The organism is Kocuria sp. APC 4018, assembly GCF_030407675.1.
GTDB lineage: Bacteria > Actinomycetota > Actinomycetes > Actinomycetales > Micrococcaceae > Kocuria > Kocuria rhizophila.
Genome location: NZ_JASDCY010000062.1, coordinates 1 through 16,491 on the forward strand (window position 1 = coordinate 1; position 16,491 = coordinate 16,491).

12 protein-coding genes are annotated in these 16,491 nt (G+C 70.0%); 7 read left to right on the plus strand and 5 right to left on the minus strand.

The genetic code is table 11. From position 1 onward, the window contains the following. Positions 1-301 precede the first annotated feature (301 nt). Entirely contained in the window at positions 302-1,609 is a 1,308-nt protein-coding gene (locus QL985_RS10105; RefSeq protein ID WP_059281200.1) for a TerC family protein, read from the plus strand. Between the two features lie 64 nt (positions 1,610-1,673). Here QL985_RS10105 and QL985_RS10110 read toward each other — a convergent pair whose 3' ends face one another. From QL985_RS10110 to QL985_RS10130, 5 genes are all read right to left on the minus strand, one after another. Continuing rightward, positions 1,674-2,174 carry a hypothetical protein gene (locus QL985_RS10110; protein ID WP_059281201.1) on the minus strand — a complete coding sequence of 167 codons (501 nt, stop codon included), beginning with the start codon at positions 2,172-2,174 and terminating at the stop codon, positions 1,674-1,676. Next, positions 2,171-2,899 (minus strand): transcriptional regulator, encoded by a 729-nt coding sequence (locus QL985_RS10115; RefSeq protein ID WP_019309149.1) that lies wholly within the window; start codon positions 2,897-2,899, stop codon positions 2,171-2,173. Before QL985_RS10115 ends, QL985_RS10110 begins: the two co-directional genes overlap by 4 nt. Positions 2,900-2,974: 75 nt before the next feature. After that, a complete protein-coding gene (locus tag QL985_RS10120; RefSeq protein ID WP_257744152.1) occupies positions 2,975-5,587 on the minus strand; it encodes a DEAD/DEAH box helicase in 2,613 nt (870 codons plus the stop codon). Between the two features lie 44 nt (positions 5,588-5,631). Further along, complete coding sequence (locus tag QL985_RS10125; RefSeq protein ID WP_208546909.1) at positions 5,632-6,636, minus strand: bile acid:sodium symporter family protein; 1,005 nt, start codon at positions 6,634-6,636, stop codon at positions 5,632-5,634. Continuing rightward, positions 6,633-7,289 (minus strand): MBL fold metallo-hydrolase, encoded by a 657-nt coding sequence (locus tag QL985_RS10130; RefSeq protein WP_259905878.1) that lies wholly within the window; start codon positions 7,287-7,289, stop codon positions 6,633-6,635. The genes QL985_RS10125 and QL985_RS10130 overlap by 4 nt, the downstream gene beginning before the upstream one ends. 176 nt (positions 7,290-7,465) lie before the next feature. On the opposite strand from QL985_RS10130, the gene QL985_RS10135 reads away from it, so the two are divergent. The 6 genes from QL985_RS10135 (at position 7,466) to uvrC (ending at position 16,425) form a co-directional block, all read left to right on the plus strand. Next, positions 7,466-8,005, plus strand: coding sequence for a MarR family winged helix-turn-helix transcriptional regulator (locus tag QL985_RS10135; RefSeq protein ID WP_259905875.1), 540 nt, complete (start codon positions 7,466-7,468; stop codon positions 8,003-8,005). After that, complete coding sequence (locus QL985_RS10140) at positions 8,002-9,864, plus strand: MDR family MFS transporter (RefSeq protein WP_259905874.1); 1,863 nt, start codon at positions 8,002-8,004, stop codon at positions 9,862-9,864. Before QL985_RS10135 ends, QL985_RS10140 begins: the two co-directional genes overlap by 4 nt. A 180-nt stretch (positions 9,865-10,044) precedes the next feature. Further along, positions 10,045-12,978 (plus strand): excinuclease ABC subunit UvrA, encoded by a 2,934-nt coding sequence (gene uvrA / locus QL985_RS10145; protein WP_259905882.1) that lies wholly within the window; start codon positions 10,045-10,047, stop codon positions 12,976-12,978. Then, on the plus strand, positions 12,975-13,664 hold the full coding sequence (locus tag QL985_RS10150; protein WP_249493889.1) for an HAD hydrolase-like protein: 690 nt from the start codon (positions 12,975-12,977) through the stop codon (positions 13,662-13,664). Before uvrA ends, QL985_RS10150 begins: the two co-directional genes overlap by 4 nt. A 12-nt stretch (positions 13,665-13,676) precedes the next feature. Beyond that, the gene (locus QL985_RS10155) at positions 13,677-14,366 is read left to right on the plus strand and encodes a lysophospholipid acyltransferase family protein (protein ID WP_144801663.1); all 690 of its coding nucleotides are present in this window, start codon (positions 13,677-13,679) and stop codon (positions 14,364-14,366) included. Continuing rightward, positions 14,359-16,425 (plus strand): excinuclease ABC subunit UvrC, encoded by a 2,067-nt coding sequence (uvrC, locus tag QL985_RS10160; protein ID WP_144801660.1) that lies wholly within the window; start codon positions 14,359-14,361, stop codon positions 16,423-16,425. Before QL985_RS10155 ends, uvrC begins: the two co-directional genes overlap by 8 nt. The last annotated feature ends 66 nt before the right edge of the window (positions 16,426-16,491 follow it).

Sequence of the window (16,491 nt, forward strand, 5' to 3'; positions counted from 1 at the left end):
ACCTTCAACTCATCTGACAACACGATCCCCGCAACTCCCTGAAATTCAGGGTGTTGCGGGGATCGCTAGAACCCACCCCGTGCAGGAGGGGCGCCGTCGTTTTCCGTCTTCCCCTGGGCCAGCAGCCCCGGCACCGGTATGATGGAGCACAATCAAGGGAGTATCCCTCACCTCCGTGAACGTCAATACGTCGAGCGCCGCCGCTGGGCCGGGCACGGACCACGTTCTTGCAGACCCCAGGGTCTTCAGAGCGTGGGGGAGAGACTTGTGCGGTTCACGACACCCACAAGGAGTTCCTCTCGTGGAGATCACCACTGCGCAATGGGTCATCACCATTGCATTCATCCTGGGCCTGCTGGCCTACGACTTCATCTTCCACGTGCGCAAGGCGCACGAGCCCACCATCAAGGAAGCGGCCGTCTGGTCCGCCGTGTACGTGGGCATCGCCCTGCTGTTCGGCCTCGTGATCCTGTGGCTGGACGGCCCCACCATGATGGCCGAGTACTACGGGGGCTACGTCACGGAGAAGGCGCTGTCCGTGGACAACCTCTTCGTGTTCCTGATCATCATGGGCTCGTTCGCGGTGCCCCGGGCGGACCAGCAGAAAGTGCTGCTGTTCGGCATCATCTTCGCGCTCGTGGCCCGCACCGTGTTCATCTTCGCGGGCGCCGCGGCCATCAATGCGTTCTCATGGGTGTTCTACATCTTCGGCTTCATCCTGGTCTTCACCGCGGGCAACCTCATCAAGGGGGAGATGTCGGAGAACGCCTCCAACGAGGCGGACAACATCGTGGTACGACTGGCGCGGAAGATGTTCCACACCACGGACTACTACGACGGCGACAAGCTCTTCACCGTGCACAACGGCAAGCGCGCCCTGACCCCCATGCTCCTGGTCATGGTGGCGATCGGCGGGACGGACATCCTCTTCGCCCTGGACTCGATCCCCGCGATCTTCGGGCTCACGCAGGAGCCGTACATCGTGTTCACGGCAACCGCGTTCTCCCTCATGGGTCTGCGCCAGCTGTACTTCCTGATCGACGGTCTGCTGGACCGCCTGATCTACCTGTCGTGGGGCCTGTCGATCATCCTCGCGTTCATCGGCGTGAAGCTCATCCTGCACGCGCTGCACGAGAACACGCTGCCGTTCATCAACAACGGTGAGCACGTGGCCGTGGTGGAGATCGGCATCGGCCTGTCCCTCGCCGTGATCATCACGGTCCTCGTGGTCACCGTGCTCGTGTCGCTCTACAGCCCCAAGGGTCGCGCGCTGCGCACCATCCAGAAGACCCAGGACCTCACGGAGCAGTACCTGGCCCTTCCGGCGGACGCCCCCGCGGAGCAGCGCAACCGGATCGACGCCGAGCTCGCCGAGCTGCAGGCCCACTTCCCCAAGATGTCCGAGAAGCACAAGAACGAGCTCATCGAGCACCGGGCCCGGTTCCGCACCATGCTCGAGACCGCCCGCGGCCAGCACCGGGAGTTCGCGGAGACCGGGGCGGTGCAGACGCCTTCCCCGGACTTCACTCCGGACGGCGAGCGGCGGGACCGGGGCCACGAGGCATCACCTGCTGATCGCGGGCACGGGGCCGGTTCCTCATCCGCCTAGTTCGTGGGGTCCGGCCCGAGCCGCCGGACCCGACGCCGCACGGAGACCTGACCGGGCCCGTTCCCTACCCGGGGAACGGGCCCGGCGGCGTGGTGCACCAGAGGGCGGCACCGGCGAACAGCGCGGCCCACAGGAGCGACACGAGCGTGCCGATGATGAACTGCTCCCGCTGCTGCGCGTTGGTGAACTCGCCGTAGCGGGCGAGGCCCTTCACGGCCACGACCACCCCGATGCCCGCGACCATCCCGGTGAGCAGCGAGACGATGGCGGCGGCGCGCTCCAGCGCACCGATCACGAGGCCACCGCGCAGGGGCGGATCCACGGGTTCCGCGGCGGCCTCGGAATCCGCCCAGGGACTCTCGGAGGGCTGGGCTCGCACGGCGGAGAGGTCCGCGAAGCGGAAGACGGCGCGGACCACGGGATCCCCGGACAGGGTCCCCGCCACGAGCAGGGCGGGGAAGGCCCAGGCACTCGGCACGGTTCCGGCCGCGAGCGTCCACGCGGCGGTGACGAGCACCAGTGCGAGGGGCAGCACCACGGTGGTGAGCGGGCGGATGTGGGTCATGGGCGCGTGCCTCCCCGGGCGGACGGTGCGTTGGTGCCCTCTTCGGGGGCGTCCTGTCGCGCGGACCGCCCGTGCCCGCCGGAGGCGGCGGTGGCACGCGGGGTGGCGGTCCGGGTGGGGGAGCGTCGGAGCGGTGCCGCGGTGCCGTCCGCGAGTTCCAGCACGGCGGTGAGGGCTTCACGGGCCGCGTGCTCCTGGTGCCACAGGGCGGCGTCCAGGCGCCGGGACACGGAGGACTGCGTGATGCCCAGGTGCTCGGCCATCTGCTGCTGGGTCATCCCGGTCTCGGCCAGGGCCACGGCCGCGGCACCGGAGTCCGTGCGGCGCTCACGCACGGCACACAGCAGACCCAGCAGGGCGCCCGCGCGTTCGGCCCACTCGCCGCCGCGCACGGCGGGGCCACCGGCGTCCTTCGCAGCCTGGACCGCCTCGCGGGCCGCCACGAAGGCCGCCCCGGTGTTCTCCCGCGCCGCGTCGGCGAGCGGACGGTCCACTTCTCCGACGCCGAGTCCCACGTGCCACGAGCCGTCGTCGGCAAGGGTGACGGCAGCCTGCAGGGCGGCCGCGGCGTCGTCGTAGAGGGCCTGGAGCTCGTCCCCGGCGGTGATGTCCCACGCCACCAGCGGGCGGGGCAGGTCCCGGCGGCACGCGTCGAGGTGCTCACGCATGTCTAGCCGCTCGGCGTCCGCGCGGGAGTCGCGACGGTCCACGGTCAGTGCAAACACGAGCCGCTCCTCCCGATCATGCGGTCCCACATGCATAGTAGGCGATGATGCATCTCTGCTTGCATAGTGGGGGCGTCAGCGGCCCGTGTCCGTCACCGGACCCACGTTGTCCACGAGCACGGCGGGGAAGCCGTCCTCGTCGGAGGCGGTCAGGTCGATGCGCGCGTTGATGCCCCAGTCGTGGTGGCCGTCGGGGTCGTCGAAGACCTGCACCACGGTCCAGAAGCCCGGCAGACCCTCGGGGTGCTCGGTGATGCGGATCAGGGAGGGGCCGCGGGACTGGGCGTCGGTGTAGATGTCCTCGTACTCGTCGAAGTACGCGTCCATGGCGTCCGCCCAGCGGTCGCGGTCCCAGCCGGACTTCTCGTCCAGGGCACCCAGCACCTTGTCCTTCTCCTGCGCGAAGAGCTCCACGCGCTGGAAGAGCGCGTTACGCACCATCACGCGGAACGCCCGCGGGTTGGAGGTGACCCCCTCGGGCTGCTCCGCGACGAGCTCCTCCAGGGAGTCGGCGCTCGTGCCGGACGGGGACTCCTCGCCGGAGGCCAGCTTCTCCCACTCGTCCAGCAGGGAGTTGTCGGTCTGGCGGATGCTCTCGCCGAGCCACTCCACGAGGTCCGTGAGGGTCTCGGTGGTGGCGTCCACGGGCACCGTCTGGCGCAGGGCCTTGTAGGCGTCCGAGAGGTAGCGCAGCAGGATGCCCTCGGAGCGCGCCAGCCCGTAGTACTGCACGTAGTCCCCGAAGGTCATGGCGCGCTCGTACATGTCCCGCACGATCGACTTGGGGGACAGCTCGAACTGGGACACCCACGGGGCGGAACCCCGGTAGGTCTCGAAGGCCTGGTCCAGCAGCTCCTTCAGCGGCTGCGGGTAGGTGATCTCGTCCAGTTCGCGCATGCGCTCCATGTACTCGAGACCCTCGGCCTTCATGGTGGCCAGCGCCTCGCCCTTGACCTTCTTCTCCTGCATGTTCAGCACCTGGCGGGGCTTCTCCAGGGTGGCCTCGATGACCGAGACCACGTCCAGCGCGTAGGTCTCGGACTCGGGGTCCAGCAGGCCCAGGGCCGCGAGTGCAAAGGGGGAGAGGGGCTGGTTGAGCGCGAAGTTCTCCTGCAGCTCCACGGTGAGGCGGTAGCGGCGCCCGGTCTCGTCCGGTTCGGGCAGGCGTACGACCACCCCGGCGCGCAGCAGCTCCTTGAGGATGGACAGGGAGTGGCGCAGCAGGGCGCGCTGCCGGGCGCGGGGCTCGTCCACCGAGGTGAGAAGCCGGTAGCCCGCGGCGATGTTGTCCCCGGGGCGCTGCAGCATGTTGAGCACCATGGAGTGCGTGATGGCGAAGGACGAGCTCAGCTGCTCGGGGGTGGCCTCCACGAGGTGGTCGAAGGTCTTGCGGCTCCACGACACGAAGCCCTCGGGCGCCTTCTTCTTGGGCACTTGGCGCAGCTTCTTCTGGTCGTCGCCGTGCTTGGCACGCGCCTTGGCCATGGCGCGTTCGTTCTCGATCACGTGCTCGGGGGCCTGGACCACCACGGTCCCGGCGGTGTCGTAGCCGGCCCGTCCGGCGCGGCCGGCGATCTGGTGGAACTCGCGCGCGCTGAGCCGGCGGGTGCGGCGGCCGTCGTACTTGGACAGCGCGGTGATCAGCACCGTGCGGATGGGCACATTGATGCCCACGCCCAGGGTGTCCGTGCCGCAGATGACCTTGAGCAACCCGGTCTGGGCCAGCTGCTCCACGAGCCTGCGGTACTTGGGCAGCATGCCGGCGTGGTGCACGCCGATCCCATGGCGCACGAGCCGGTTGAGGGTCTTGCCGAATCCCGCCGAGAACCGGAAGTCCTGGATCAGCTCCGCGACCCGTTGCTTCTCCTCCTTGCTGAGGACGTCCACGGACATGAGGCTCTGCGCCTGCTCTGCGGCCGCCAGCTGGGAGAAGTGCACCACGTACACGGGAGCCTGGTGTGTGGTGAGCAGCTCCTCCAGCTCCTCGTGGATGGGCCGTTCGGAGTAGTAGAAGTGCAGGGGGATGGGCCGCTCCCCGGAGGAGACCAGGGACGCGGCCCGACCCGTGGTCTCGGTGAGCCGATGCTCGATGCGGGTGACGTCCCCCAGGGTGGCGCTCATGAGGAGGAACTGTGCCTGCGGCAGCTCGATGAGCGGCGCCTGCCACGCCCAGCCGCGCTGGGGGTCGGAGTAGAAGTGGAACTCGTCCATGACCACCAGGCCGAGGTCCGCGTCCGGGCCTTCACGCAGCGCCACGTTCGCGAGGATCTCCGCGGTGCAGCACACGATGGGCGCGTCCGCGTTCACGGCGGAGTCCCCGGTGACCATGCCCACGTTCTCCGCCCCGAAGATCTCGCAGAGGTCGAAGAACTTCTCGGACACGAGCGCCTTGATGGGGGCGGTGTAGTAGGAGCGCTGCCCCCGGGCAAGCCCAGCGAAGTGCGCGGCCACGGCCACGGTGGACTTCCCGGAGCCGGTGGGCGTTGCGAGGATCACGTTGGACCCGTTGGCCACCTCCAGCACGGCCTCGTCCTGCGCGGGGTACAGCTCCATGTCCCGGGAGGCGATCCAGCCGAGGAACCCCTCGTAGATCTCGTCCTCGCTCAGCGGGTTGGACGCGAAGTCGCCGCGCAGGTACTGCTGACCGGGGACGGAGAGGTCTGGGGCCAGGGAGTCGAGGAGTTTCATCCCCGCCAGCCTATCCGCCGCCGGGGACACCCACACGGGACGCGTCAGTCCACGACGACGCCGCGCGCGGCCTTCGCGTCCGCGCGGCGGCACAGCAGCGCGAACACGGCCCCGGAAAGGTTGTGCCAGACCGAGAACACCGCACCGGGCAGAGCGGCGAGCGGGGACATGTACTGGGCGGCCAGCCCGGCGGCGAGCCCCGAGTTCTGCATGCCCACCTCGATCGCGGTGGTGCGTCGGACGGCCGCGGGCTGTCCGGTCAGACGCCCCACGAGCCAGCCGAGGGCCATGCCCAGCGCGTTGTGCACCGCCACGGCCACCAGGACGAACAGTCCCGCCTGCAGAATCTTCTCCGCAGACCCGGAGACCACGATGGCCACGATCACCGAGATCGCGAGCACCGAGAGCCACGGCAGCACGGGCAGCAGCCGGGTGATCACCCGGGGCAGCAGGAGACGCACCACTAGGCCGGCGAGCACGGGCAGCAGCACCACCACGGCGATGGAGCGGGCCATGGCGGCCCCGTTCAGCGGCATGTACGCGCCGGCGAGCCACAGTGTCAGCAGGGGAGTGAGCAGGGGCGCCAGCAGGGTGGAGATCGACGTCATGGTCACGGACACCGCCACGTCCCCGCGGGCCAGGTAGGACACCACGTTCGAGGCGGTGCCCCCGGGCGCGCATCCCACCAGGATGACCCCGGCCGCGATCTCGGGCGGCAGCTGCAGGGCCCACGTGACGAGCACGGCGATCCCGGGCATGAGCACGTACTGCGCCAGGACCCCCAGCACGACCGGCACCGGCCGCCTGGCCACCAGCGCGAAGTCCGCGGGGCGCAGGGTGAGTCCCATCCCGAACATCACGAGTCCGAGCAGGGGGTTGGTCCAGCTCGCGGCCTGGTGCACGGTCGGTGCGAACAGGTACCCCGCGAGTCCGCCCGCGAGCACGAGCAGGGGGAACACGAGGACCGCCACGTAGGCGGCGCGGTCCGCGGAGGACTGCGCGGCGGCGTCGTGCCCGGTGGCATCCGCGGGCGAGGCGGGTGAGCTCACCAGCCGCGCTCTTCCCACTCCCGCAGGTGCGGCCGCTCGGCGCCCAGGGTGGTGGGCTCGCCGTGGCCCGGGTGGATCACGGTGTCGTCGTCGAACCGGTCGAAGATGCGCTCGGTGACGTCCCGGAAGAGCTGACGGAAGTCCTCGGGGGAGTTCGTCTTCCCCAGCCCGCCGGGGAACAGGGAGTCCCCGGTGAAGATGTGGGCGGGGCCCTCGGGATCCCGGTAGACCAGGGCGATCGAGCCGGGGGTGTGCCCGCGCAGCTCGAGAACCTCCAGCTCGATGCCGTCCAGCTCGGCAGTGTCACCGTTCTCGAAGGTGAGGTCCATGGGCACGGCGATGTCGGCCTCGTCCGCGGCGCCGCACGCGGTCATGGCCTCGGCGTGGGTGGCCACGGCCTCCAGCGCGCGCACGTGGTCCCAGTGCGAGTGCGTGGTGACGATCAGCTGCAGGTTGCCCCAGTCCGAGCAGTCCCCGGAGCCGGCGGCGACCATGCCCGCGATCGCACGGGCGTCGTCGGCGGCGTCGATGAGCACCTGGGTGCCCTCGGACTTGGAGGTGAGCAGGTAGACGTTGTTGTCCATCTCGCTCACCGAGATGCGGCGGATGGTGATCCGGGCGAGTTCGGTGACCTCGGTCTGCGTGGCGATCATGCCCACGAGTGTAGGCGCCGGGAGCGGTGTGGGCGAATACCACGGGGGCCTGGGAGGCCGCCCGGGGGAGACGGGGAACGCGGTGGACAGCATGCGGCGGAATATATATAGTTGAGTGAAGCAAATAATTGACGGGGAGTGGTGCGCCCACCGGCTAACTCCCGGAGGGGACAGGCATGGGCGTCTCGCACAAAACCGCCGAGGACCTGGTCCGCGACCTGCTGGAGCTGCAGCGGGCCACCCGAAGGGTGGTCAAGGCCACCGAGGCCCACCGGGGGCTGAGCGTGGTGCAGACCAACATCCTCACGCTGCTCAGCTGCGTGCCCGGACGGCGCGCCAAGGACATCGTGGCGGAGTCAACGCTCGGCGCCTCGGGGCTGAGCCGACACCTCGCCACCCTCGAGCAGCTCGGCCTCGTGACCCGCGCTCCGGACCCCGAGGACGGACGCGCGCAGATCGTGTCCATCACGGAGGCGGGCCGGCACGCGCTGGACACCAACCTGCGGGCGGACGCGGAGAACCTCGTGTCGCGCCTCGGGGACCTCAGCGAGCAGGAGGCGGCGCGCGCGAGCGCGTCCCTGAACCGGATCACCGAGCTGTTCCTCGACTCGCTCGGGATGTCCCGGATGACCTCGCCGCCGTGGTCCGACCGCCCCCGAACCCCACAGACCAGCGCGCCCCGCGGCACCGGGCGCGGAGAGGAGCCCACCCCGTGACGCCACCCCACGACACCGCGCGCAGCACGCGCCCGGCACGCACGAGCCAGCAGGAGCACCGAGACGTCCTGCGGGCGCTGACCGGCATCCTGTCCGCCTTCTTCATGGCCATGGTCACACTGACGATCATCGGCACCGCCCTGCCCGTGATCATGGCGGACCTGGGCGGGGACCAGACGGCGCTGTCCTGGACGGTGACCGGAACCCTGCTGGCCAACGCGGTCACCACACCCATGTGGGGCAAGCTCGCGGATCTCTTCGACAAGAAGAAGCTCCTGCTGATGGCCATCGTGATCTTCGTGATCGGCTCCGGCGCGGCGGGTCTGGCACCGAGCATCGGCATGCTCGTGGTGGCCCGCGTGATCCAGGGTGTGGGGATGGGTGGGCTGATGGCTCTGGCCCAGACCATCCTGGGCACCATCATCCCGCCCCGTGAGCGCGGTCGCTACGCCGGGTACATGGGCGCCGTCATGGCCGTGGCCACGTCCGTGGGTCCGCTGCTGGGCGGGCTCATCGTGGACGCCTTCGGGTGGCGGTGGTGCTTCCTCATCCCGGTTCCCCTCTCCATCCTCGCGGCCATCCTGATTGTGAAGACCCTGCACCTGCCCGAGGTCACCCGGGACCGCACGCCCCAGGTGGACTTCCTGGGCATGGGGCTGCTCGCCGTGGCCACGTCCGCGCTGCTGCTGTGGGTCTCGTTCGCCGGGAAGCTCTTCGACTGGGGCTCGTGGGAGTCCATCCTCCTGGCTGTCGTGGCGGTGCTGGGCGCTGTCGCTTTCGTGGCGGTCGAGCGCCGCGCGAGCGAACCCACCATGCCGCTGCACGTGGTCACGGAGCGCACCACGGTGCTCGCGATCATCGCGGCGATCGCCACGGGTGCCGCGATGTTCGCCTCCACCACGTACCTGGGCCAGTACTTCCAGCTCGGCCAGGGGTACAGCCCCACCGAGTCGGGTCTGCTCATGCTCCCGCAGGTCGTGGGGTCCTTCCTGGGCTCGATGGTCGCCGGGCAGCTGATCTCCCGCTTCGGACGGTGGAAGCGGATCCTGGTGATCGGCGCCGTGGTCCTGGCCGTGGGTCTGTTCCTCGGCTCGCAGCTGACCCACACCACCCCCGCGTGGCTCGTGGGCGTCTACATCTGCCTGGTGGGCCTGGGTGTGGGCACGCTCAACCAGAACCTCGTGCTCGCCGTGCAGAACACCGTGGGTCTCAAGGACATGGGCTCCGCATCCTCCGCGGTGGCGTTCTTCCGCACCGTGGGCGGTGCCGTGGCCGTCTCGCTGTTCGGTGCGCTGCTCACGCGCCACCTCACCACGGAGATGGCCAGCTTCGCCGCCGAGCACGGCATGGACGCCTCGGCCGCGCCCGACGCCGCGTCGATCGACTTCGCGGGTCTGCCCCCGGCCGCCCTCGAGGCCGTGCGCGAGGCGTACGGCACAGGCACCGGGCTGCTGTTCCTGGTGGCGGGCGTCGCCTCGCTCGTGACCCTGCTGTGCGTGCTCCTCATGAAGGAGGTTCCGCTGCGCACCACCGTGGACGTGGCCGAGGTGGACCCGGACACGGGCGAGATCACCGTGGTGACCCGGCAGGTGGACCCGGTGGAGGCCGCCGGGCTGCGCATGCAGCGTGCGGAGACGGGGCAGATCCCCGTGATCGACCCGGACGCCACGGGTCTGCGCCGCGGCCGCGGCGAGCAGGGCACGGACCCCGCGCAGGCGGCCCGGGCGGCGTCGACCGCGGAGGCCGCGGCCGTGGAGAACTCGGCGCCGGAGCGCTCGGGCCCCGGGCGTCACGCGCAGGGCGGGGTGGCCGACGACGCCGCCGGCCGGCCTTCGGGCCGAGCTCGCCACCGCGCGTGAACCCGCACCCGGGGCCGGGCGGCTGCTGCCGTGTCGGGGCCGGGTACTAGAGTTGCAGCCGTGTCAGAGCGAACCCACGAAACGTCCAGCGAACGCCCCTCCACGTCCGTTCTCGCGGAACGGACCGCGCACGAGCACGCCCCCGCCACCCGCGCCTCAGGGGTCTCCGACCTCACGGAGATCGTGGTCCAGGGTGCCCGCGAGCACAACCTCAAGAACGTGGACCTCACCATTCCGCGTGACTCCATGGTGGTGTTCACGGGTCTGTCCGGATCCGGGAAGTCCTCCCTCGCGTTCGACACCATCTTCGCGGAGGGTCAGCGGCGCTACGTGGAGTCCCTGTCCTCCTACGCCCGCATGTTCCTGGGCCGGGTGGACAAGCCGGACGTCGACTTCATCGAGGGGCTGTCCCCGGCGGTGTCGATCGACCAGAAGTCCACGTCCCGCAACCCGCGCTCCACGGTGGGCACCATCACCGAGATCTACGACTACATGCGCCTGCTCTGGGCCCGCATCGGCCGGGCCCACTGCCCGGTGTGCGGCGAGCCCATCACCCGGCAGACCCCCCAGCAGATCGTGGACCAGCTGCTTGAGCTGCCGGAGCGCACCCGCTTCATGGTGCTGGCGCCCGTGGTCAAGGGCCGCAAGGGCGAGTTCCAGGACCTCTTCCAGCAGCTGAGCCAGCAGGGCTACGCGCGCGCCGTCGTGGACGGCGAGACCGTGCAGCTCGAGGACGCCCCCAAGCTCAAGAAGCAGTACAAGCACACCATCGACGTGGTGGTGGACCGCCTCACCGCCAAGCCGGATGTCCGCCAGCGGCTCACGGACTCCGTGGAGACCGCGCTCAACCTCGCGGACGGCCGCGTGGTCGTGGAGCTCGTGACCCGCGAGGGGGAGGAGTCCCCGTGGCAGGACGTGCGGCGCACGTTTTCCGAGAACCTCGCGTGCCCCAACGAGCACGAGCTGCAGACGGACGAGATCGAGCCCCGCTCGTTCTCCTTCAACGCGCCCTTCGGTGCGTGCCCCGAGTGTGACGGCATCGGCTCGCGGCTCGAGGTGGACGAGGACCTCGTGGTGCCCAACCCGGATCTCTCCCTCGTGGAGGGCGCCATTGCCCCGTGGTCCCTCGGCAAGGCCACGAGCGAGTACTGGAACCGGCTGCTCGCCGGCCTCGGCAAGGAGGTGGGCTTCGACATGGTCACACCGTGGAAGGACCTCCCCGCCAAGGCCCGCAAGGCCGTGCTCGAGGGCAAGGACCACAAGGTCACCGTGGCCTACCGCAACCGGTGGGGCCGCGAGCGCAAGTACTCGCAGGGCTTCGAGGGCGTGTACGGCTACATCAAGCGCAAGCACGAGGAGACCGAGTCCGACCACGCCAAGGACCGCTACGAGCAGTACATGCGCCAGGTGGCGTGCCCGGCGTGCGGCGGTGCCCGGCTGAATCCCACCATTCTGGGCGTGACCGTGGGCGGGAAGAACATCGCGGAGGCCACCCGGCTGCCCATGCGGGAGTCGCTCACGTTCTTCGAGGAGCTCGAGCTCAGCGACCGTGACGCGCAGATCGGCGACCAGGTGCTCAAGGAGATCGTCGCGCGCCTCACGTTCCTGATCGACGTGGGGCTCGACTACCTCAACCTCGAGCGCGCGGCGGCCACGCTGTCCGGCGGCGAGGCGCAGCGCATCCGCCTGGCCACGCAGATCGGTGCGGGACTCGTGGGCGTGCTCTACGTCCTGGACGAGCCCTCGATCGGTCTGCACCAGCGTGACAACCGCCGCCTCATCGACACCCTGCTGCGGCTGCGGGACATGGGGAACACGCTCATCGTGGTCGAGCACGACGAGGACACCATGCGCGAGGCCGACTGGATCGTGGACGTGGGCCCGGGTGCGGGCATCCACGGCGGTGACGTGGTGCACTCCGGGACCTACGAGCAGCTGCTCGAGAACCGGAAGTCGATCACTGCGGACTACCTCACCGGCCGGTCGCTGATCGAGGTGCCCGCACGGCGTCGTCCGGTGGACCGCAAGCGGCAGCTCACCGTGGTGGGGGCCAGGGAGAACAACCTCCAGAACCTCACGGTGGACTTCCCCCTGGGCGTCTTCGTGGCGGTCACCGGAGTCTCGGGGTCCGGCAAGTCCACGCTGGTCAACGACATCCTCTACACCAGCCTGGCCAACCAGCTCAACGGCGCCAAGCAGGTGCCCGGGCGGCACCGGCGCATCGACGGCCTGGAGCACCTGGACAAGGTGGTGCACGTGGACCAGAGCCCGATCGGACGCACCCCGCGTTCCAACCCCGCCACCTACACCGGGGTGTTCGACCGGATCCGCAAGCTGTTCGCGGAGACCCAGGAGGCCAAGGTGCGCGGCTACCAGCAGGGCCGCTTCTCCTTCAACGTCAAGGGCGGGCGCTGCGAGGCGTGCTCCGGGGACGGCACACTGAAGATCGAGATGAACTTCCTCCCGGACGTCTACGTGCCCTGCGAGGTGTGCAAGGGCGCGCGGTACAACCGGGAGACCCTGGAGGTGCACTACAAGGGCAAGAACATCGCCGAGGTGCTCGACATGCCCATCGAGGAGGCCGCGGAGTTCTTCGCGCCCTTCACCGCCATCGCGCGCTACCTCAACACCCTCGTGGAGGTAGGTCTGGGCTACGTGCGCCTCGGCCAGCCCGCCACCACGCTCTCCGGCGGTGAGGCGCAGCGCGTGAAGCTCGCCGCCGAGCTGCAGAAGCGCTCCAACGGCCGCACCATCTACGTGCTGGACGAGCCCACCACGGGGCTGCACTTCGAGGACATCCGCAAGCTGCTGAAGGTGCTGCAGAGTCTCGTGGACAAGGGCAACAGCGTGATGACCATCGAGCACAACCTGGACGTGGTGAAGTCTGCGGACTGGATCGTGGACCTCGGACCGAACGGCGGTTCCGGGGGCGGCACCGTGGTGGCGCAGGGCACCCCGGAGGAGGTGGCCGAGAACGAGGACAGCTTCACCGGGCAGTTCCTGCGCGAGGTGCTGGAGAACTCGGCGGCCCGCGAGAGCGCCCACCGGGCCGGCTCCCCGGAACCCGCGGCGGCCGCCACGGGGCAGGGCGGGGCCCACGGGGCGTCGTCGTGAGCGGTCAGCGTCCCGTGGTGCTGTGGGACCTGGACGGAACGGTCCTGGACCCGGCCGGCGCCATCACGGAGGGCATCGCCGAGGCGCTGTGGGCGTGCGGCTTCGAGGCGCCCGAGAACCTGGAGCGGTTCGTGGGCCCGCCCATCGGAGAGTCGCTGCGGCGCTTCACGGACGTCCCCGAGGAGCAGATCCCCCAGGTGGTCTCCGTCTACCGTTCCGGCTACCTCACGGAGGGGCTCGAACGGACACGCATCTATCCGGGGATCGGGGAGATCCTGGAGTCGCTGCACGCGAGCGGGGTGCGCCAGGCCGTGGCGACCCAGAAGCCGGAGCACATCGCGGCGGAGGCCGTGTCCAGGTTCGGGTTGGGGGAGTACTTCGAGACCGTGAGCGGCGCCTCGGACGACCTCGCCCCGCCCACGAGCGGTGCCGGGCAGATGCACGACAAGCCCGCCATCGTGGGTGAGGCCCTGCGCCGGCTGGGTGCCCTGCCGCCGGATCCGGCGCGCACGGTCATGGTCGGCGACCGCAGCTACGACGCCGACGGCGCGCGCAGCCACGGCATCGACTGCCTGGGCGCGGGGTGGGGTTTCGCACAGCCCGGCGAGCTGGACACGGGGTGTGCCGCGCTCGCCCGTGAGCCTGGTGATTTGGCACACTTGCTCAGTCGGTACACGGACCTCTAGGGAGCACGGGCAATGATCACCAAGTACGACCTGACCAAGGCCACGGTGGCGCGGGCCCTGCGTGTCCTGTGCCGCCCCGTGGTCACCGGCCTGGACCGGCTGCCCGAGACCGGCCCCGTGATCATCGCGTCCAACCACCTCACCTTTCTGGACTCGGTCATCATCTCGGCGTTCATGCCGCGGCGCGTGAAGTTCATCGCCAAGGCGGAGTACGTCAACAGCCCCGGGATCAAGGGGAGGCTGATGCGCGAGGCCTTCGAGTTCATCGACATCATCCCCGTGGCCCGCGGCCAGCAGAGCGAGTCCGTGGCGGCCCTGCAGCCCGCCGTGGAGCACCTGCGGGAGGGCAAGGTCTTCGGGATCTACCCCGAGGGCACCCGCTCGCGGGACGGCTACCTGTACCGCGGCCACTCCGGGGTGGCGTACCTGGCCTACCTCACGGGCGCCCCCGTGGTCCCCGTGGGGATGATCGGGACCCAGCGGCTGCAGCCGCCGGGCGCCACGATGATCCGCCCCGCCAAGTTCGAGATGCACGTGGGCGAACCCATCACGGTGGCCCACGCGGGGGAGCAGCAGACGGGCAGGATGCGCAAGGAGCTCGTGGCGCAGGTCATGGACACGATCGCGGAGCTCTCCGGCCAGCCCCGCAAGGACGTGTACAACGTCTCGCCGTCCGCGGGGAGGGATCTGGGGCGTGGCTGACCCGGCCAGCTACCGGCCGGCGCGCCAGGACATCCCCACCAACCCGGGGGTGTACCGCTTCCGCGACGAGCACGGCCGCGTGATCTACGTGGGCAAGGCCAAGAACCTCCGCAACAGGCTGTCCTCGTACTTCGCGCCGCTGCACCAGCTCGCTCCCAAGACCCGTGCCATGGTCACCACGGCCGCCGCGGTGCAGTGGACCGTGGTGGGCTCCGAGTTCGAGTCCCTGCAGCTCGAGTACACGTGGATCAAGGAGTTCGCCCCGCGGTTCAACATCGCCTACCGGGACGACAAGTCCTATCCGTACCTTGCGGTCACCATGTCCGAGGACGTGCCGCGCGCCATGGTGACGCGCGGTGAGAAGAAGCCCGGCAACCGCTACTTCGGCCCGTACTCCCAGGCGTGGGCCATCCGGGACTCCCTCGACGCCCTGCTGCGGGTGTTCCCCGTGCGCACGTGCACCAAGGGCGTGTACCAGCGTGCCGAGCGCAGCGGCCGGCCGTGCTTGCTGGGCTACATCGACAAGTGCTCCGCGCCGTGCGTGGGCGAGATCTCCCAGGAGGACCACCGGGCCCTCGCGGACGACCTCTGCCGCTTCATGGCCGGGCACGCCAAGCCGTACATCCGGGAGCTCACCCGTCAGATGAACGAGGCCGCCGAGGCCATGGACTTCGAGACCGCCGCGGCGCGCCGCGACGACATCGGGGCGCTCGAGCGGGTGTTCGAGCGCAACACGGTGGTGCTGCCCGACTCCACGGACGCGGACTTCTTCGCGATCGCGGAGGACGAGCTGGAGGCCGCCGTGCAGGTGTTCCACGTCCGCGGGGGACGCATCCGGGGCCAGCGCGGCTGGATCACGGAGAAGGTGGAGGACGTCACCACCCCCCAGCTGATGACCCACCTGCTGCGGCAGGTCTACGGCGAGGTGCACTCGGAACTGGCCCCGGCGGCGTCGGGCCGCAGACGGGGCGCGCGGCAGGGCAGCGAGGACGTGGTGGGTCAGCACCGGCGCACCTCGGAGCTCGCGTACCGCCAGGACACCGTCCCGCGCGCTGTCCACGTGAGCGTGGAGCCGGACGAGGCGGACGAGATCGCCGGGTGGCTCAGCGAGCTGCGCGGCTCCCAGGTCACGGTGCAGCGCCCGCAGCGCGGGGACAAGGCGCAGCTGCTCGAGACGGTCGCGGAGAACGCCCGGCAGGCGCTGACCCTGCACAAGTCCCGCCGGGCCGGGGACCTGACCACCCGCTCGGCGTCCCTGCAGCAGCTGCAGGAGGCCCTGGACCTCCCGGACGCCCTCATGCGCATCGAGTGCTACGACATCTCCCACGTGCAGGGCACCAACGTGGTGGCGTCCATGGTGGTGTTCGAGGACGGGCTGCCGCGCAAGTCCGAGTACCGCAAGTTCTCGATCACCGGGGACGCCGCCCGGGACGACACAGCCTCCATGTACGACGTGATCCACCGGCGCTTCTCGCGCCACGTGGAGCAGCAGAAGCGTGCGGCGGAGAAGGGCGTGAGCACGGGGGAGGTGGACGCCCAGGAGGAGGAGCCCACGTCCCGCGCGTTCGCGTACCCGCCCAACCTGGTGGTGGTGGACGGCGGCCCTCCCCAGGTTGCCGCCGCGCAGCGTGCACTGGACGACCTCGGCGTCACGGACGTCCACGTGGTGGGCCTGGCCAAGCGCCTCGAGGAGGTCTGGATCCCGGACGACGAGTTCCCCGTGATCCTGCCCCGCGCCTCCGAGGGCCTGTTCCTCATGCAGCGCATCCGGGACGAGGCCCACCGCTTCGCCATCACCTTCCACCGGCAGAAGCGCTCCAAGGCCATGACCGTCTCCGCGCTGGACGAGATCCCCGGACTGGGCCCCGCCAAGCAGAAGGCGCTGCTCAAGCACTTCGGCTCCGTCAAGAAGCTGCGGGCCGCCGCACCGGAGGACATGCTCGCGGTCAAGGGCGTGGGACCGGCACTGGCCGTCAAGGTGGCGCAGGCCCTGGGAGGGCAGGCGGCGGCGTCGTCCGGGCCCGCGGTCGACACGGAGACGGGCGAACTGCTCGACTGATCTGGTCTACCCTGGAGGGGAACCTTGCAGTCGGCAGATCAGGCGGTCCGTCACCCCATGAGCACC